The following is an 18,120-nucleotide window of genomic DNA, read 5'->3' as shown; positions in this document are numbered from 1 at the left end:
ATTCTTGAAGAAACTAGTCGTTGCCCCTTGACTTAAAACATAGGGGCACCCCCCCCCGTATGAAAAAAGATCCCCGAGGAGCGGATGCTCCCCGGGGATCTTGGTGGTGGCGCTTAGTTGACCTTCACGAAATACATGTCGCTCGGGGACTGGCCCAAAAACTCGATGGTGTCGTCGTCGGTGATCGTGCCGGCCAGGGACAGCTCGTTGTAGCCGTAGATGTCCACACCGACGATGGTGATCCGGTCGCCATTCAGCTCCCACTCGCATTCAGGTTGGATGTCCGCAGTGGGGGTCGGGCCGTCACGATCTGGGTTGTATCGCCGATCGAACCCGCAGGTGCCGTCCTCGCCGAGCACCATGACCATGGAGTCGTCCAGGGCGTCCTGATAGGTGCCCTCGAGGTTGTTGCCGCTGCAGCCGGTGAGCAGGGCGGTGGCGGCGATGGCGAGCGTGGTGGCGGTGATCAGGTGGCGTCGCATGGTGGGGCTCCTATGGGAGGAAGGGATCTGTCAGACATGCTACAGGCGCGTTTACGTGACAGTGCAGTAAACGCGCCTATAGCTCAGAGGTTGCGGAAGACGATCACGCCGCCGTCCTCGGCGTGCTCGACCGTGTAGTCCATGAGCAGGTCACGCGCCCACTGGTCGTAGTCGATGTAGCGCCGGACCTCGTCGGAGACACCCTCGAGCAGGCCGCCCTCCTCGAGCATGTGGTCGGCGTACTCGCGCCATGAGCACCACTCACCCTCGTACACGTCCTCGAACGCCTCGAGCGACGGGAAGTCAACCTCGCCCTCGGCGACGTAGCTGCCGGAGCGCACCCAGGCGAAGAGCGCCTCCTGCTGGTGCTCGGGCACCGAGGTGAGGACGCGGCCCCACTGGGCCGCGGTCATGGGGTCCATCTCGCCCGTGACCGGGATGCCCTCGTGGTCCATCACCCAGAGTTCCTCGTGGTCGGTCGCGTGACCGTGCAGCTGGGCCGGCGTGACCTCGTCGCAGTCTTGGGCGTCGTACCACCTGCCGACGAGATCAGCTTCGGAAAAGCACACGAGACAGCCAAGCCACGCGCGGGGCTCGGTGTGGCGGATGATGCGGGCACTGGTCGTCATGAGGTCCTCCTCGCTCATGAGCAGGTTGATCACCCACTCCTCAGGAGGTCTCCCGGGCCGCCGCGGCGGCCGGTGCGCACTACGGCAATGCGTTGATCGACTCGACAACCCGGACTAGATACTCAATCGATTCATGAAGATCCACATCTGAAACCGGGGCATTTACGTGGTTTTCGGGATGGTGGATGCTGTTGCGAACATACATCGGCAACGTAGCATCGAACCGCTCTAGACTGGGCGTTCGGATCCATACCCTGTCGACAGGAACACCGTTCTGCTTGAAGAACTCGTCGATTTCATTGTTGCCGGCAGCCTTACCGTTAGACTTAAGAGCCTCAAGATGGCGCTGAACCCAGCCGAACAGCTCATTATGAAACTCCACGCTATAAACACCAAAGGCGCGATAGTTTATCTCTCCCCAGGTTGGCTCACCTTGACCGAAAAGCCCAAACGTGGTCGATGAGTCAACGCGGCGGTCGCTACCCTTTCCGGTCAGGACCGTGAGGAGATGATCGTCGGAGTTGAACTTTCTAATCAGATACGGAGAGTGTGTGACAATGAATACCTGCTCCTTCTCTCCAATCTTGCTAAGAGCATCGCCGAGCCTCAACTGAGCACTGGGGTGTAGCCAAGTCTCGGGTTCATCTAGCATCAGGATCAACGGGGTGGCATTCTCCGCACCCCCGAGTGCTGCTGAGCGCGCGTAAAGCTGGATGAGGCCCAGCGCGACGGCTCGCTGCATCCCGGTCCCCTTGCCGCCGATCGGCGTCTCGCCCGCCCCATCGTCGACATGGAGAATCCCCTGCTTCATGAACACGTTCGCATCAGGTAGACCGAAGTCGAAGCGGTAGTTCGCTTCGCCATACTGCTCATCCACAAGATTCTTCAGATCGCTGGCGAGGCGTGTTGTCTCAACGGTAAACGATTCGGTTTCATCTGGACCGAAAGCTCTCTTGTGTGCATCCGAGAGATTCCTCCAAAGTTCAGTCTGCACGAAGCGCTGGAATGATGAGTCGAGGAGTCGACCAAGAGTTTTGTTGTTTGCAAAATCGATATGGTCACCAGGATGAGCGTCAGCCCACACTTCCTCAAAATCGAAGAGCGCTTTAACCCTCGCGTCTATACCGGTTACGTTTTCAAATTGCTCACGCTGCGGATGCCAGAAACAAACACCTTTGACGTCGACGCTACGCGACTTCTTACCCTGCAGAACCTCCCGATTCTCACTTGATCGATCCAGACGAAGAATTTTTTCCCCATCGGCTTCGAAGACAAAATCCTCCAGGACACGGAACTTCTCCCGCTTAACGAGCTCTTCGACACCACCAGCAATATCAACCTCCACGCGTGTTCGCCCAGTTCCATTCTTGCAATAGAAAGAGTCTGGCGTCCACCTCGTTTGAGAGGGGCCTTGAAAGGTGAACAACAAGGCTTCAAGCAACGTTGATTTGCCGCTATTATTGTCGCCAACGAAGAAGTTAACTCCGGGCTGAAGGATGAACCTATGCTCACCCATGAAGCTCTTCACGTTCTCGAGAGTCACACACCGAATGTACATATATTGACACCTTACCTTGTTGTAGATTCTCGCCTTCGAGAATCCTCGTCGGTAGCGCGATATCTAAGTAGCCGTCTACTAGAGGTTTGCGCGCAAGTAACTAGATCCTTCACGAGCCCAGCGGTTCTGTCTACCGAAGCGCACCCCGTGGGCCCTTCAGCCCTCCTCGAGCCGACGCAGGATGTTTGACAGCAGGATCACGGCATCCGCGGTGATGCCGGTAGTGGTCCGGTCGGCCTTCGGTGAGTGCTTCATCTTGTGAGCGAGAGCCGACGCCTTCTTGGTCAGCCCCCGCAGCTCCTCATTGGACTTGCCGGGCAGACGGTGTTCGATGTACGCGCCGATGCGGATGTCGGTCTTGTCCACCGGAGGCTCTGAGAGTCCTGGTGGGCAGTGCACCTCAGGGTCGTAGACGTGGGCGCTGAGCGCCTCGAGGACGCCGACGCAGCGGTTGCCCACGTCCTTGTAGTCCATGACCGTGGAAGCCGATCGGAAGCGCTGTCGGAGCTGTGCGATGTGGTCGTCTACGTCAGACCAGCCCAGGTCTCTATGCGGTGAGATCCCCTCGGTCAGCTCGCCGATGAACTGCTGCTCGTCGGCCTCGTCGAGCAGGTCTTGCACGGGACGGAACCACTTCTCCAGGATGTCCCGACGGGCCTGCCAGCTGCCGTATGCACCCTCGGAGAGCCAGTGGCTCTTGAAGGAGGAGAAATCGCGCCACGGAGGCTTGAACTCGATCCCTTGCCGCTGGAGGACGAGACGGAGCGTCCTGAGAGCCGCTCTCGCTTCCTCCTCGGAGATACGTAGGCCTGCCGGCTCGGTGCCGAACGCCTCGAACTCTTCCCTCACGAACCGCGTGAGCGACAGGGCTGTCTCGAGAGGCTTGGGGTCAGGGGCCGTGCCCTGTGCCAGTTGGGTCAGCAGCTCAGCGTTGAGCTCGGTCTCTTGTGAGTCCCAGGGGTTCCCCGTGTCGGGCGACTCCTGGAAGAAGTCGTCGATGCGCATGAGTCCATCATCGCTTGGACAACCCACAACCGGGCGGCGACGCGTCACCTATTGCGTACCTCAGTGCGTACCTGTCCGCTCTATCCAGGCATGAAGAAGGCCCCTGATCGGCGTTTCCGCTGACCAGGGGCCTTATCTGGTGCCCGCGACAGGATTCGAACCTACGACCTTCTGCTCCGGAGGCAGACGCTCTATCCACTGAGCTACGCGGGCAACGGTTGCAACTCTATCACCGTTGGGCACCACCTCCCAAAACGACACCGCGAGCAGTCCTCCGAGGACTGCCCGCGGTGTCGTGGGGCTGTGATCAGCGATGTTCGAGCAGATCAGGCACCCTTCATAGCCTTGCGGCCGGGCACGTATTCCCAGTGCCAGAGCTCATAGGAATTGCGCTTGGCCCAGTCCGGATTCTCCCACCCGAAATTCTCAGCGTTGGCGACGAGCCATTCGTACTGCTGGCCGGTTCCGTTCTGAGTTCCCGCGCCGAGGTCCAGTGCCAGGCCCCAACCGTGGTTGGAGGTTCCGGGACGAGCTGCGAAGCCGGGCTTGCGTGCGGCGACGGAGACCTGTGATTCCAGCGACCGGTAGGAGTCGGTGACTGCGAGGTCTTTGCCGGTGTCCTTCTTGAAGGCAGCGTTCATCTTCGCGAACGACACAGCCGCATCGGAGCGCAGCTTGTGGTTGCCCACGCCGATCTCACACAGCCATCCGTCGGGCAGTTCGCCGTTGCTCGCCTCGCCCTTCGGCGCAGCTTCGTCACAGCCGGGCAGAACGGTCTTCGTGATCGCGCGAGATGCCGCGTCGACCTTGGTCTGCTTGGCGCTCGGGGCGCCGATGGTCATCGAGGTCTTGTCATCGTCGTCGACCTTGATGTCGGCGGAGACCGATTCGGCGTTGATCGCACGTGGCTGGGACTGTGCGGCCGTGTCGTCGACCTTGACTTCCTGGTTGCCGCTCATGTTGCCGGCGACCATCACGGCAGCGATGGCGGTACCGGTGACCGAGACGGTGGCCAGAGCGGAGAATGTGGTGACCTGACGGCGGCGGACCGAGCGCAGCAGCGAACCGTCGGAACCGCGGTTGCCGAGCTGAGCCGCGGCCAGCGTCGACGTATGACCCGCAGGGGTCATCGGCCGAGAAGCCTCTTTGGCCATCGCTGCCCGTCGCGGTGAGCCCGCTGCTGCGCGGGCCTCGGCTGCCATCGCCGCGCGACGAGGTGAAAGGACTGCGGATGCGCTGTTCCGCGACTGCGATGTCACGGGATGCGAAGAGTTGATCGTCGAAACCTGCGAAGAGGCGTTCTGCTTCCGCAGATCACGTCGGCGGACCTGCGGCGCCTCGACGGTCGAGAGCTCACTCGACATAGTGCTCCATACTGTTGGTGAAGATTGTGCGGTGGAAGCCCTCTGCCGGGCGCCCGAAAGCTGATGTCACAACACTATAACGACATTGTTACAGAATGTCACCTTCAGTTCATTCACAGCGTGTGACCAGGACATTTCCTGACGATGCATGGTCACAGATCACTACAGGCGCCCTACTCCAGGTGTCCTGAATCACCGTTTCGTTACGAACCGTTACACACTCGGTCACGTTTGGGAGTTCGCGTCGAGCGGCACTTCCCACGAGCACAGACGCTGTCCGACAGCCGAACACATGGCCCCGCACACCGCCACAGCGCCGGGAGCGGACGCGACGCCTCGACGGCGGCCTCCCCGCAATCAGGAGACCGCCGTCGAGGCGAAAGGGTGAGCCGGGCGGATCGGCCGGCGCAGAATGCTCAGCGGCGGAAGTCGAATCGTCCCCGCTGCATCGCGTCCTGGACTTCGCCGACGAGCTCTTCGAGCACGTCCTCGAGGAACAGCACGCCGAGGACCTGCGCCTGCGAGTCGATGACGCGGGCGACATGGATTCCGGCCTTCTGCATCTGCGCCAGCGCCTCTTCGACCTCGTCATCGGCAGTGACCGTGAACAGGGGGCGGAAGCGCTTGCTCTGCACCGGAGCGTCGAAGGCCTCTTCGGTGTCCGCGTAGAGGACATCCTTGATGTGGAGGTAGTCCTGCGGATACCCGTCGTCACCGACGACGAAGTAGCGGGAGAAGCCTGTCTTGCCGACCAAGGTCACAAGCTCATTCGGGGTCACCTTGTCCGAGATCGTGACGAGTTCGGACATCGGGACCATGATGTCGGACGCAGTCTTGTCGCTGAACTCGATGGCCCCCTTGAGCAGCCCTGTGTCATCACTGAGCAGTCCTTCGCGCTTCGACTCGGCCACGATCGATTCGACCTGCTCGATCGTATAGGCCTCATTGACCTCGTCACGGGCCTCGATCTTGAACAGGTGGAGGACCCCATTGGCCAGGCCGTTGAGGGGGCGGATGACGAACCCGAAGACCCGCGCCAGGAACACCAGCGGTGTCGCCAGCAGCATCACGGCCTGGCCGGAGGCGGCCAGCGCCAGGTTCTTCGGCACCATCTCACCGATGACCACGTGCAGGTAGGTGACGACGCCGAGCGCCAGGACGAAGGAGATCGTCGAGGACAGTCCGGCGGGAATGCCCAGGCCCTCGAGGGGACCGGCTAGCAGATGGTGGATGGCCGGTTCGGCCACATTGCCCAGAAGCAGGGAGCACACAGTGATGCCGAGCTGGCAGATCGCCAGCATCAGTGACACGTGCTCCATCGCATAGAGAGCGGTCTTGGCCGCCGCGGAGCCTTCTGCCGCTCGCGGCTCGATCTGTGATCGCTTGGCAGCGACCACCGCGAATTCGGCGGCGACGAAGAAGGAGTTGCCCAGCAGCAGAACAACCAGCCAGACCAGTCCGAACCAATCGGCGCTCATCGAGTCTCACCTCCGGTTTCGGAACCCCCTGCGTCGGCGGCGCGCAGCACCACCCGGAGGCGTTCGATGCGTCGTCCGTGCATTCGTTCGACCACGATGCGGGCATCCTCTATGCAGACCTCGTCACCCGGTTCGGGGATCCGTCCGAGCTGCTTGAGGACGAATCCGGCCATAGTCTCGTAATCCGAGTCCTCCGGGATGTCGACCCCGATCGTCGACGAGATCTCATCGGGTCGCAGCTGACCGGGCACTATCCAGGAGCCGTCGCGAGCCGGTCGTGCCGCGACGCGCATCCGATCATGCTCATCGGCGACCTCGCCCACGAGCTCCTCGACGACATCCTCGAGGGTGACCACTCCGGCTGTGCCGCCGAACTCATCGACGACCACAGCCATCTGCAAGCCGGTGGCGCGCAGCTCCAAGAGCAGCGGGTCGAGGCGCTGCGTCTCCGGGATCTCGCGGACCTCGGTCATCAGCCCTCCTGCGTAGGCGTCGTCGCGGTTGCTCGGAGGCACTGCGAAGGCCTGTTTGACGTGAACGACTCCGACGATGTGGTCCTTGTCCTCGTCAGCCACGGGGAACCGGGAGAATCCGGTGTCCCGGGCCTGTTCGATGATCTGTCGAGCCGTGGTGTCCTTGTCCACTGTGGACATGCGCGTGCGCGGAGTCATCACGTCTTCCGCGGTGCGTTCGGAGAAGCTCAGCGTCCTCTCCAGCAGACCTGCTGTCTGCTCATCGAGCACGCCCTCTTCGGCGGAGTGCCGCACGAGTGAGGTGAGCTCCTCCGGGGAACGCCCCACCGACCCTTCTCCCTGCGGCTCGATGCCCATCGACATCAGGATCTTGTTCGCCGTGCCGTTGAGGACGGCGATGACGGGCTTGAAGACGAGCGAGAAGACGTACTGCATCGGTGCCGCGATGCGACCGGTCGCCAGCGGCACAGCGATGGCGAGGTTCTTCGGCACGAGCTCTCCGAAGATCATCGATCCCACGGTGGAGACAATGAGGGCGATGGTCAGCGCCAGCGGGGCCGCGAGGCCGGGGCCGACGCCCCAGGCCTCGAACAGCGGCGCCAGCAGCCTGCCCAAGGAGGGTTCCATGAGGTAACCGGTAAGCAGAGTGGTGATCGTGATGCCCACCTGCGCTGCCGAGAGCTGGGTGGACAGGTGGGTCATCGAACGCCGCAGCGTCTTCGCGCCGACGAGACCTTCTTCAACCGCCTTATCGGCTGTGTGGCGGTCAAGCGTCAGCAGCGAGAATTCGGCTGCGACGAAGACTCCGGTGGCGAGGATGAGCAGCAGTGCGAGGGCGAGGAGTATCCATTCCATCAGTGACTGTCCCCGCCGTTCGCTGTCTGCTCAGCAGAGCAGGTGAGGTGTGAGACCCTCGCGGGGTGAGGGTCGTCATCTGGGGCGCCGGCTTCCCGCCGGCCGGGACTGTCACTGTGCATGAGGAGATCTTACCAACTTCCCGACAGCGGTCGGCCCTCTTCGTAGCCGGCGGCGCTCTGGACACCGACCGCGGCCAGACGCGCGAATTCTCCGAGATCACCGGCCCCGGCATAGGTGCAGGAGCTGCGGACGCCCGAAGTGATGCCGTCGATCAGGTCCTCGACCCCGGGAGATTCAGGATCGATGTACATGGTTGACGAAGAGATGCCCTCTTCGAACAGTCCCTTCCGAGCACGCGCAAAGGCCGATTCCGCTCTGGTCCGGTTGGCCACGGCCCGAGCCGAAGCCATGCCGAAGCTCTCCTTGTACTTCCGGCCCTCTCCGTCGACGAGCAGGTCGCCGGGCGACTCGTGGGTCCCGGCGAACCAGGATCCGACCATCACCTGAGAGGCCCCGGCAGCCAGGGCCAGAGCGACATCGCGGGGGTAGCGGACTCCGCCGTCGGCCCACACGTAGGCACCCAGCTCGCGAGCCGCCTCGGCGCATTCGAGCACTGCGGAAAACTGTGGACGACCGACCGCAGTCATCATCCGGGTCGTGCACATGGCGCCCGGGCCGACTCCGACCTTGACGATGTCGGCGCCGGCAGCGACGAGGTCGCGGACTCCTTCGGCGGTGACGACGTTTCCGGCCACGATCGGCACCCCGAGCTCGGCATCGGCGATCGCCGACAGCGTGTCGAGCATCTTCACCTGGTGGCCATGGGCGGTGTCGACGACGAGGACGTCCGCACCGGCGTCGACCAGGGCCGCAGCACGTTCGACCGCGGCACCGTTGACGCCGACGGCCACGGCGATCTTCAACCGTCCCCGATCGTCGACATTGGGGGTGTAGATCGACGAGCGCAGCAGCGACTTCGGAGTCAGACTGCCGAGCACCGTGTTCTCATCGTCGACGACGGCGGCGAACTCGGCTCGTGAGTCCGTCATCGACTCGAAGAGGGACTCCAGCTGCGCAGCGTCCTCCCAGTCGACTCCGGAGGCGCGGATGACATGCGGTGAGGAGTTCAACAATTCCGCCACCGAGGTGAAGCGATCGACTCCGCGCAGATCCGCGGCATTGATGATGCCCTCGAGCCGTCCCGCGTCGTCGACGACGACGCCGAAGCCGTGCGGACGCTTGGCCAGCACGTGCAGGGCGTTGAGGACTGTGTCCTCGGGCGAGAAGCGCAGTGCGGATTCGAAGATCCGGTCGCGGCTCTTGACCCAGGCGATGGTCTCCTGCGCGGCGGTCAGCGGGATGTCCTGGGGCAGTACCGCCAGTCCGCCGCGACGTGCCATCGTCTCCGCCATCCGTCGACCGGACACGGCGGTCATATTCGCTGCCACGAGCGGCGTCGTCGACCTGGTCGGATCGGTCGTCGTGAGGTCGACGTCGAAGCGCGAAGTCAGCGCAGACGAATTCGGCACGAGGAAGACATCGGAGTAGGTGAGATCGGTGTTCGGGTCGTTTGAGATGAAACGCATAACACTATTGTCCATTAACTGCACATTCGATGGCACATCACGTTAGGCTTGGAGATGTCGTTAAGCAGCAAGTCTTGAATCAGGAAGTAGGCGATCAACGCCGTGTCCGTCAATACTCCGAACCGCACCGTTGAAGACTTCGGGTCGAATGAGTGGCTGGTCGAGGAATTGTATGAGCAGTACAAGTCAGACAAGAATTCGGTCGACCAGTCCTGGTGGCCCTTCTTCGACAAGTACGAGAAGAACGGCGGAGGCGCTCAGTCCGCTGCCGAGCCCGCCGCCGAGCAGGAGGCGAAGCCGGCTGAGAAGGAGACAGAGGCCAAGTCCCAGGCTTCCACCGCAGCGCCGGCGACATCCCGCGGAGTCACCCCGTCATCGGCCGAGTCCGAGACGCTGAAGGCCGAGTCCAAGTCCGTGCCGCAGGTCACTCCGAAGGAGACTGCACCGAAGCCCGCCCCTGAGGAGACGATCACTCCCCTGCGCGGCCCCGCGAAGCTCATCGCCAAGAACATGGATGAGTCGCTCGAAGTCCCGACCGCCACGTCGGTCCGGGCTCTGCCTGCCAAGGCGCTCATCGACAACCGGATCGTCATCAACTCGCACCTCAAGCGCACCCGTGGCGGGAAGGTCTCCTTCACCCACCTCATCGGCTTCGCCGTGATCCGCGCCCTGCAGAACTTCCCCTCGCAGAACGTCTCCTACGACGTCCGCGACGGCAAACCCGTGATGATCTCCCCTGCTCACATCAACTTCGGCCTCGCCATCGACGTGCCGAAGAAGGACGGATCCCGCACCCTGCTCGTGCCCAACGTCAAGAAGGCCGAGACGCTGACCTTCCGCCAGTTCGTCGACGCCTACGACGGCCTCGTCGACAAGGCACGACAGGGCAAGCTCACCGCCGACGACTTCGCCGGCACCACCGTCTCGCTGACCAATCCCGGCGGAATTGGCACCGTCCACTCCGTGCCGCGCCTGACCAAGGGCCAGGGCTGCATCATCGGCGTCGGCGCGCTCGACTACCCCGCCGAGTTCCAGGGTGCCAGCCAGCAGACCATCAACTCCCTGGCCGTGTCCAAGGTGCTGACCATGACCTCGACCTACGATCACCGCGTGATCCAGGGCGCCGGATCGGGCGAGTTCCTCAAGCTCGTCCACAGCTACCTGCTCGGCGAAGACGGCTTCTACGACGATGTCTTCGAATCCCTGCGCCTGCCCTACGAGCCGGTGCGCTGGGTTCCCGACGTCTCGGCCGAAGACCAGGACGACGTCAACAAGACTGCACGCGTCATCGAACTCATCGATGCCTACCGCACGCGCGGTCACCTCATGGCCAATATCGACCCTCTGGTCTACCGTCAGCGGTCCCACCCCGACCTCGATATCAATCAGCACGGTCTGACTCTGTGGGATCTCGAACGCGAGTTCCCCACCGGCGGGTTCGGATCGAAGCCGATGATGCCCTTCCGCAGCATCCTCGGACTGCTGCGTGAGAGCTACTGCCGAACCACCGGCTTCGAATACATGCACATCGCCGACCCGGTCCAGCGCCGCTGGTTCCAGTCGAAGATCGAGGTTCCGCATCAGGAGCTCACCCGTTCGGAGCAGGGACACATCCTCGGCCGTCTCAACGCCGCCGAGGCCTTTGAGACCTTCCTCCAGACGAAGTACATCGGTCAGAAGCGCTTCAGCCTCGAAGGCGGAGAGTCCGCGATCGTCCTACTCGACGAGATCCTCAACCAGTCCGCCGACACCGGCCTCGACGAGGTCGCTATCGGCATGGCCCACCGCGGTCGCCTCAACGTCCTCACGAACATCGCCGGCAAATCCTATGCGCAGATCTTCCGCGAGTTCGACGGAACCATGTCCCCCGACAGCGTCCAGGGCTCGGGCGATGTGAAGTACCACCTGGGCACCAAGGGTTCGTTCACCTCGCCGGCGGGCAACACCACCGGTGTCTACGTCGCGGCCAACCCCAGCCACCTCGAGACCGTCAACCCGGTCCTCGAAGGCATCGTGCGCGCCAAGCAGGATCTCGTCGACCAGGGTGAGTCCGGTTTCACCGTGCTGCCGGTCCTCGTTCACGGCGATGCCGCATTCGCCGGACAGGGTGTGGTCGCCGAGACACTCAACCTCTCCGAACTGCGCGGCTACCGCACTGGCGGAACGGTCCACGTCATCATCAACAACCAGGTCGGGTTCACCACTCCCCCTGCCTCGGCGCGTTCCTCGTTCTACTGCACGGATGTCGCCAAGTCGATCAACGCCCCGATCTTCCACGTCAACGGCGATGACCCCGAAGCCGTCGTCCGGGCGGCCCGCCTGGCCTTCGAATACCGGCAGGAATTCAACCGGGACGTCGTCATCGACCTCGTGTGCTACCGCCGTCGCGGCCACAACGAGGGCGACGATCCGTCGATGACCCAGCCGACGATGTACTCCCTCATCGAAAAGAAGGGTTCGGTGCGCAAGCTCTACACCGAATCCCTCGTCGGCAGGAAGTGCATCACCGATGAAGAAGCCGCCGAGGCACTCAAGGACTATCAGTCCAAGCTGGAATCTGCCTTCGCCGAGACCAAGGAAGCCGAGACCGGTTCCTACGACGGAGAAGCGTTCAACGCTCCCTATGAGCCCAGCGACATCGAGACCTTCAACGATGCCGAGACGGCCATCAGCGCCGAGACGCTGCAGCGCATCGGCGAGGCCTTCACCGAGATCCCCGAGGGCTTCACGGTTCACAAGAAGCTGCGGGCGCTGCTCGAGAAGCGCAAGGAGATGTCGGTCTCGGGCGGAATCGACTGGGGCTTCGCCGAGCTGCTGGCCTTCGGCTCACTGCTCATGGACGGTGTGCCGGTGCGCCTGGCCGGCCAGGACTCCCGTCGCGGGACCTTCGTCCAGCGCCATTCCGTGCTCATCGATTCGGTCAACGGCAACGAGTGGACGCCACTGCAGAACCTCACCGAGGATCAGGCCCGCTTCTGGGTCTACGACTCCCTGCTCAGCGAATATGCGGCCGTCGGCTTCGAATACGGCTACTCCGTCGAACGCAAGGATGCCCTCGTGGCGTGGGAGGCTCAGTTCGGTGACTTCGCACAGGGTGCGCAGACCGTCATCGACGAGTTCATCTCCTCCTCCGAACAGAAGTGGCAGCAGAACTCCGGTGTCGTCATGCTCCTGCCCCACGGCTATGAGGGACAGGGACCTGACCACTCCTCGGGCCGCATCGAGCGTTACCTCCAGCTGTGCGCTGAGAACAATATGACGGTGGCTTACCCGTCTTCGGGCGCCTCGTACTTCCACCTGCTGCGTCGCCACGCCTCGACGACGAACAAGCGTCCGCTCATTGTCTTCACCCCGAAGTCGATGCTGCGCCTCAAGGCTGCGGCGAACTCGCCGGAGGACTTCACCTCGGGCAAGTTCGAGGCCGTCATCGACGATACGGATGTCGATGCCTCGCAGGTCGAGCGCGTCGTCCTCGTCTCCGGCAAGCTCTATTGGGAGCTCAAGGCCAAACGGGAGAAGGACAACGACCAGAAGATGGCGCTCGTCCGCCTCGAGCAGCTCTACCCGCTCGACGAGGCGGCCATCACCGCCGTGCTCGATCGGTTCCCGGCCGGCGCGGAGATCGTCTGGGCCCAGGAAGAGCCGGAGAACCAGGGTGCATGGCCGTTCATGGCACTGCACCTGCCGCAGCTCCTCGGCGGCCGTGAGGTCAAGGTCATCTCTCGTGCGGCCTCGGCGGCCACCTCAACTGGGCTCAAGCACTTCCACGAAGCTGAGCAGAAGGAACTCGTCGACCGGATCTTCAGCCGGTGAGCAGCGACATCACCACAACCATCGCCGTGGTCGGCGGCCCTTTGGTCGCCGGCCACGGCGATGGTCGTGGCCTCGGGTGGGTCGGTCGAGTCACGGCGAGGACTCTGCCGAGCGTGCCGGAGCTCAAGGTGTATCCGCTGGCGGTGCCCACCGAGGATTCGGCCGGTCTCCATGCGCGCACGATCGCCGAGGCGTCTCTGCGTTTCACGCCCGACGGTGACAACCGTCTGGTGCTGGCGCTGGGCTCCGGTGACCTCGACTCGGGTCGTTCGGTGGCCAGGGCCCGCCTCGATGTCGCCAACATCCTCGACGAGGCGTTGGCTCGGAAGGTCTCGACGTTCGTGCTGGGTCCACCGCCTGAACACGACGGTGACCGCAACCGTCGCATCGCCGAGCTCAATGCCAGCTTCTCGGACGTGGCCAAGAGGCGCGGCATCACCTACGTCGACACCTTCACTCCCCTCCTCGGCCATCCTGTATGGCAGCGCGAGGTTGCATCGTCACGGGACCATCTGCCGGCGCAGGAAGGATACGGTCTGCTGGCCTGGCTGGTTCTCCATCGCGGCTGGTTCAACTGGCTGGGAGTCCAAGACATCCTCGGCGACAGCTGAGCCGGCGGACTGTGTGACCTGGGCCGACTTTGCTCTGCTCGGGTGATCATGAGACAATTGAGCGTCTATCAAAGGAGGGCACAATGAGCAAGCGTGGCCGTAAGCGTCGCGATCGCCGCCGTAGGAAGGCAAACCACGGCAAGCGTCCAAACGCATGATTCGCTGATACGTTCGGCGAAAGACGAAGGCGGGGAGAGATACGATTCTCTTCCCGCCTTCGTTGTTCCCGGAGCCCTCAGGCTCTGGTCGAGACTTGAGTCAGGAGTTCTGCTCCAATGCGATCCGCTGGCGGATCTTCTCTCGCAGTCCCATCGGGGCACGGTCGTGGCTGCACGAACGACGCACGAGCTCTTTGAGCAGCGCTTCGATCTCGTACTCGTCATGACACGACGGGCACTGTTCGAGGTGGATCGAGATCTCGCGGATCTCTGTCGTCGTCAGTTCTCCGTCCAGGTAGTGGTAGATGCGCATCAGTGACTCGGTCCTGACGCTTTCGCAGCATCCTTCGTCGCTCATTTCGCACCTCCTTCAGGACTCACGAAACCGCGCTCGGCGGCGTAGTCGGCCAGCATCTCCCGCAGCTGTCGGCGACCGCGGTGCAGTCGGGACATCACAGTGCCGATCGGGGTCTCCATAATCTCGGCGATCTCCTTGTACGGCAGTCCTTCGACATCGGCATAGTAGACGACCATGCGGAAGTCTTCGGGCAGTGCCGAGAGCGCTTGCTTGACGTCGGAGTCGGGAAGGTGGTCGAGGACTTCGAGTTCGGCGGAACGACCGCCGGAGGACGAGTGGCTGTTCGCCTGTGCGATCTGCCAGTCCTCGATGTCTTCGCTGCCGTGTTCCTGCGGCTGACGCTGCTTCTTGCGGTAGTTGTTGATAAAGGTGTTCGTCAGGATCCGATACAGCCAGGCTTTGAGGTTGGTTCCGGGCTTGTACTGGTGGAAGGCGGCATACGCCTTCGCATAGGCTTCCTGGACGAGGTCTTCGGCATCGGCCGGATTTCGGGTCATACGCAGAGCAGCTGCGTAGAGCTGGTTGACATATTCCAGAGCATCCCGTTCGAAACGCGCAGACCTCTCGGCGTCGGTTTCGGGGGCTTCTTTGACTGATTCGGTCATCGCAGTCAATGGTACGCCCGTTCTCTCCAGGACGGCAGTGGCGCTCATAGACTTCTCCTTCTGCCTGTCGACTTCCCGACGGGAGCACCCGTCGAATGGCTTCACCCCGAACAACATCGGACCGACGTCCCACTATTCCCACCTCAGCAGTTATGCTTGCCAGTGAGATGACCGCCACGTAGGAAGGACCACTGTGTCTCCCATCCGTCTGATCGCACGGCCCATGCTGGCCGCCGGCTACATACTCAACGGCGTCGAACGACTGCGCAAGCCGGAGGCAGCGGCCGCATCGGTCGGCCCGCTCCTCAACCAGGCCCGCAAGCAGGCCGACGTCCCCGTCGACGCAGTGACTCTCGCCCGCGCCACCGGTGTTGCGCAGGTCGCAGCAGGTTCGCTGCTGGCCATCGGGCGATTCCCCCGCTTCAGCGCTTCGATCCTCGTCGGCACCTATCTTCTCGACACCGTCGGTGAACGTCTGTCTGCCGACAAGACGACGTCGAAAGAGGAGAAGAAGGTGCGCAACGAACGCACTCTGCTGCGCACCTCGATGCTCGGCGGCGCTCTGCTCGCTGCAGTCGACACCGCCGGACGACCCGGCCTGTGGTGGCGCACCCAGCACGCGGCCGAAGACCTGTGGTCGAGCGTCGAAGACACCTCGAAGCAGGCCCTGAACGCACTCGGAGTTGACTGACATCTCCACCCACACTCCCCCGGTGACCGGCGACTGGCAGCCGCCGGTCGCCGGTTCCGCCGTCTCTGCCGCTGTCTCCGTTCCCGGTTCCAAGTCTCTGACGAACCGCTATCTCATCCTCGCGGCCCTGGCCCGTTCCGGCTCCGACCTGACAGGATGGCTGCGCAGCCGGGACACGCTGCTGATGGTCGAAGCCCTGCGCCGCCTCGGTGCCGTGATCGACGAAGACGGCGATGAGCTCCACGTCGAGCCGATTCCCTTCGCCGGTTCGGATGCGCACGCGCGCGATGGTGGGCCGGATTCTCCGATCACCATCGACTGCGGGCTTGCCGGAACCGTCATGCGCTTCATCCCTCCGCTCGCAGCGCTGACGGGACGTGACATCGTCCTCGACGGTGACGAGCAGGCCCGGGTGCGACCGATGTCCGTGACGATCGACTCGCTGCGGGAGCTCGGTGCTTCGATCACCTCCGCCGCCGGCACCCTGCCTATGACGATCCACGCCGACTCGCAGCTGCGCGGCGGCCACCTCGGCATCGACGCCAGCGCTTCGAGCCAGTTCGTCTCCGGTCTGCTGCTCGCCGCACCTGTCATGCCTTTGGGACTCGAACTCACCAACACTGCTGACACAGTGCCCAGTCGGACGCATGTGGACATGACGATCGAGGTCCTCCGCGATGCCGGCGTCGACATCAGCGAACCCGAACCCGAACGCTGGATCGTCGAACCCGGACTGCCGCGCGGCCTCGACGTCCAGGTCGAACCCGACCTCTCCAATGCTGCCGCCTTCGCCGCCGCAGCCGTCGCCACCGGAGGTTCAGTGACCATCGCCGCATGGCCCGCGCACACGACACAGGCCGGAGACGGCTTCCGCGAGATCGCCGAAGCCTTCGGTGCGACGGTGCGCCTCGACCGAGACGGACTGCATGTGCAGGGCCCGGAGACTCTCACCGCCGTCGACCTCGACCTGTCGGCGGTCGGCGAGCTCACCCCGGTGGTCTCGGCCCTCGCAGCGCTGGCCGAAGGCACGTCGCATCTGCGCGGGATCGGACATCTGCGCGGACACGAGACCGATCGCCTGGCCGCTCTGACTCGGGAGTACGGTGCCATCGGCGTCGACGTCGTCGAGCACGCCGATTCGCTGACGATCACCGGCACCACGCAGCTGCGCCCAGCACTGTGGCACACCTACCACGACCACCGCATGGTCATGGCCGGCGCCGTCCTCGCCCTGCGCAACGACGGAATGGTCATCGAGAACGCGGGCACTGTGGCAAAGACCCTCCCGGCCTTCACCCAGCTGTGGGAAGCCATGCTCACCGCCGGAGCCTGAGATGGCGAAGATCTTCCGCGATGAGGACTATCGTCCCCGGCCGAACCGACGCGGGTCACGCCCCCGGACGAAGAACCGTCCGGATCACAACGATGCAGTCTCCGGTCTGGTCACTGCCGTCGATCGGGGCAGGTACCGCGTCATCCTCGCTGACGACGACGGGAACTTCCGCTCGGCTCCCCCCTCGCGGAAGAAGGGGAAGCGATCTCGGCGGGTCGCCTCGGTGACGGCCGTCCGCGCCTCCCACCTGCGCAAGCAGGCGATCGTTCCCGGCGACATCGTCCGCCTCGTGGGCGACACCTCGGGGGCCGAGGGAACGCTGGCCAGGCTGGTGGAGGTCACCGAGCGGCAGACCTTGCTGCGCCGCAGCGCCGATGACACCGACCCGACCGAGCGCGTCCTCGTGGCCAATGTCGATGTCATGGGCATCGTCACCGCCACGGTGGACCCCGAACCCTCGTTCGGTCTCATCGACCGAGCCCTCGTCGCGGCCTTCGACGCGGGGATCACTCCCCTGCTCATCGTCACGAAGACCGATCTGCACCCGGCCACGGAACTGAGGCAACGGTTCGCTGCTGCCGGAGTCGACATCGTCGAATCCTCCATCGGCTCCGATGCCGCGGCGACCGATGACGCCGTCGCTCGGTCGGGCGCCGATGATTCGGTTGAGGCCGCGGCCGATCCCCACGCCGAGGTGGCCGAACACCTCCGCGGACGCATCAGCGTCCTCGTCGGCCATTCCGGGGTGGGCAAATCCACCCTGACCAACATCCTCGTTCCCGCCGCCGACCGGGCGACGGGCCATGTCAACGATGTCACCGGACGAGGCAGGCACACCTCGTCGTCGGCCGTGTGCCTGCCGTTGGATCGCGGCGGATGGCTCATCGACACCCCCGGTGTGCGCAGCTTCGGATTGGCCCATGTCGACCGGGAGACCCTGCTCTCCGCGTTCCCGGAACTCGTCGACGCCACGGCCGAATGCCCCCGCGGCTGCACTCACCTCGCCGATTCACCCGGTTGTCGCCTCGATGACTGGGTGGCCGACGGCAAAGCCGGGCCTGGAGGAGTCTCACGGCTGGAGTCGCTGCGCCGGCTCCTGCCCTCGACTGGATAGGCTG

At 63.6% G+C, this 18,120-nt stretch carries 16 protein-coding genes and 1 tRNA gene; 6 read left to right on the top strand and 11 right to left on the bottom strand.

Annotated elements, in window-relative coordinates:
• Nucleotides 1-113: 113 nt before the first annotated feature.
• The 9 genes from ACTIIH_RS01440 to ACTIIH_RS01400 all read right to left on the bottom strand — a co-directional run bounded on the left by ACTIIH_RS01440 (nucleotide 114) and on the right by ACTIIH_RS01400 (nucleotide 9,433).
• Nucleotides 114-482, bottom strand: coding sequence for a hypothetical protein (locus tag ACTIIH_RS01440; RefSeq protein WP_441450152.1), 369 nt, complete (start codon nucleotides 480-482; stop codon nucleotides 114-116).
• An 83-nt stretch (nucleotides 483-565) separates the two neighbouring features.
• Entirely contained in the window at nucleotides 566-1,144 is a 579-nt protein-coding gene (locus ACTIIH_RS01435; RefSeq protein ID WP_441450151.1) for an antirestriction protein ArdA, read from the bottom strand.
• 46 nt (nucleotides 1,145-1,190) lie between these two features.
• Entirely contained in the window at nucleotides 1,191-2,669 is a 1,479-nt protein-coding gene (locus ACTIIH_RS01430; RefSeq protein ID WP_441450150.1) for an AAA family ATPase, read from the bottom strand.
• Between the two features lie 156 nt (nucleotides 2,670-2,825).
• Nucleotides 2,826-3,674 carry a hypothetical protein gene (locus tag ACTIIH_RS01425; protein WP_441450149.1) on the bottom strand — a complete coding sequence of 283 codons (849 nt, stop codon included), beginning with the start codon at nucleotides 3,672-3,674 and terminating at the stop codon, nucleotides 2,826-2,828.
• Between the two features lie 137 nt (nucleotides 3,675-3,811).
• Nucleotides 3,812-3,887 (bottom strand) — tRNA-Arg (locus tag ACTIIH_RS01420).
• Nucleotides 3,888-4,000: 113 nt separating this feature from the next.
• Complete coding sequence (locus tag ACTIIH_RS01415) at nucleotides 4,001-5,038, bottom strand: M15 family metallopeptidase (RefSeq protein ID WP_441450148.1); 1,038 nt, start codon at nucleotides 5,036-5,038, stop codon at nucleotides 4,001-4,003.
• A gap of 416 nt (nucleotides 5,039-5,454) precedes the next feature.
• A complete protein-coding gene (locus ACTIIH_RS01410; RefSeq protein ID WP_173153897.1) occupies nucleotides 5,455-6,516 on the bottom strand; it encodes a hemolysin family protein in 1,062 nt (353 codons plus the stop codon).
• Nucleotides 6,513-7,844: a hemolysin family protein gene (locus ACTIIH_RS01405; protein WP_441450147.1), complete on the bottom strand. Its 1,332-nt coding sequence runs from the start codon at nucleotides 7,842-7,844 to the stop codon at nucleotides 6,513-6,515. Before ACTIIH_RS01405 ends, ACTIIH_RS01410 begins: the two co-directional genes overlap by 4 nt.
• A gap of 131 nt (nucleotides 7,845-7,975) precedes the next feature.
• Entirely contained in the window at nucleotides 7,976-9,433 is a 1,458-nt protein-coding gene (locus ACTIIH_RS01400) for a GuaB1 family IMP dehydrogenase-related protein (protein WP_441090328.1), read from the bottom strand.
• 102 nt (nucleotides 9,434-9,535) lie between these two features.
• On the opposite strand from ACTIIH_RS01400, the gene ACTIIH_RS01395 reads away from it, so the two are divergent.
• The 3 genes from ACTIIH_RS01395 (at nucleotide 9,536) to ACTIIH_RS01385 (ending at nucleotide 14,015) form a co-directional block, all read left to right on the top strand.
• Nucleotides 9,536-13,246 (top strand): multifunctional oxoglutarate decarboxylase/oxoglutarate dehydrogenase thiamine pyrophosphate-binding subunit/dihydrolipoyllysine-residue succinyltransferase subunit, encoded by a 3,711-nt coding sequence (locus ACTIIH_RS01395; protein ID WP_441450146.1) that lies wholly within the window; start codon nucleotides 9,536-9,538, stop codon nucleotides 13,244-13,246.
• Nucleotides 13,243-13,857 carry a GDSL-type esterase/lipase family protein gene (locus tag ACTIIH_RS01390; protein WP_441450145.1) on the top strand — a complete coding sequence of 205 codons (615 nt, stop codon included), beginning with the start codon at nucleotides 13,243-13,245 and terminating at the stop codon, nucleotides 13,855-13,857. The genes ACTIIH_RS01395 and ACTIIH_RS01390 overlap by 4 nt, the downstream gene beginning before the upstream one ends.
• A gap of 83 nt (nucleotides 13,858-13,940) precedes the next feature.
• Nucleotides 13,941-14,015, top strand: coding sequence for a 50S ribosomal protein bL37 (locus ACTIIH_RS01385; protein WP_441090428.1), 75 nt, complete (start codon nucleotides 13,941-13,943; stop codon nucleotides 14,013-14,015).
• 100 nt (nucleotides 14,016-14,115) lie between these two features.
• Here the strand turns inward: ACTIIH_RS01385 and rsrA are convergent, their stop codons facing one another.
• Nucleotides 14,116-14,373, bottom strand: coding sequence for a mycothiol system anti-sigma-R factor (gene rsrA / locus ACTIIH_RS01380; RefSeq protein ID WP_039210641.1), 258 nt, complete (start codon nucleotides 14,371-14,373; stop codon nucleotides 14,116-14,118).
• Nucleotides 14,370-15,026: a sigma-70 family RNA polymerase sigma factor gene (locus ACTIIH_RS01375; protein ID WP_441450144.1), complete on the bottom strand. Its 657-nt coding sequence runs from the start codon at nucleotides 15,024-15,026 to the stop codon at nucleotides 14,370-14,372. The genes rsrA and ACTIIH_RS01375 overlap by 4 nt, the downstream gene beginning before the upstream one ends.
• A gap of 145 nt (nucleotides 15,027-15,171) precedes the next feature.
• Between ACTIIH_RS01375 and ACTIIH_RS01370 the strand changes: the two genes are divergently transcribed.
• From ACTIIH_RS01370 to rsgA, 3 genes are read left to right on the top strand one after another with little or no spacing between them, the layout of a single operon-like run.
• Nucleotides 15,172-15,669, top strand: coding sequence for a DoxX family protein (locus tag ACTIIH_RS01370; RefSeq protein ID WP_441090324.1), 498 nt, complete (start codon nucleotides 15,172-15,174; stop codon nucleotides 15,667-15,669).
• On the top strand, nucleotides 15,662-17,002 hold the full coding sequence (gene aroA / locus ACTIIH_RS01365) for a 3-phosphoshikimate 1-carboxyvinyltransferase (RefSeq protein WP_441450143.1): 1,341 nt from the start codon (nucleotides 15,662-15,664) through the stop codon (nucleotides 17,000-17,002). The genes ACTIIH_RS01370 and aroA overlap by 8 nt, the downstream gene beginning before the upstream one ends.
• A 1-nt stretch (nucleotide 17,003) precedes the next feature.
• On the top strand, nucleotides 17,004-18,116 hold the full coding sequence (gene rsgA, locus ACTIIH_RS01360; protein WP_441090322.1) for a ribosome small subunit-dependent GTPase A: 1,113 nt from the start codon (nucleotides 17,004-17,006) through the stop codon (nucleotides 18,114-18,116).
• Nucleotides 18,117-18,120 lie beyond the last annotated feature (4 nt).

Source organism: Brevibacterium sp. (genome assembly GCF_052105255.1).
GTDB classification, from domain to species: Bacteria; Actinomycetota; Actinomycetes; order Actinomycetales; family Brevibacteriaceae; genus Brevibacterium; species Brevibacterium linens_B.
Note: the sequence above shows the minus strand (reverse complement) of the source record. Positions and strands in the feature narration are given on the sequence as shown.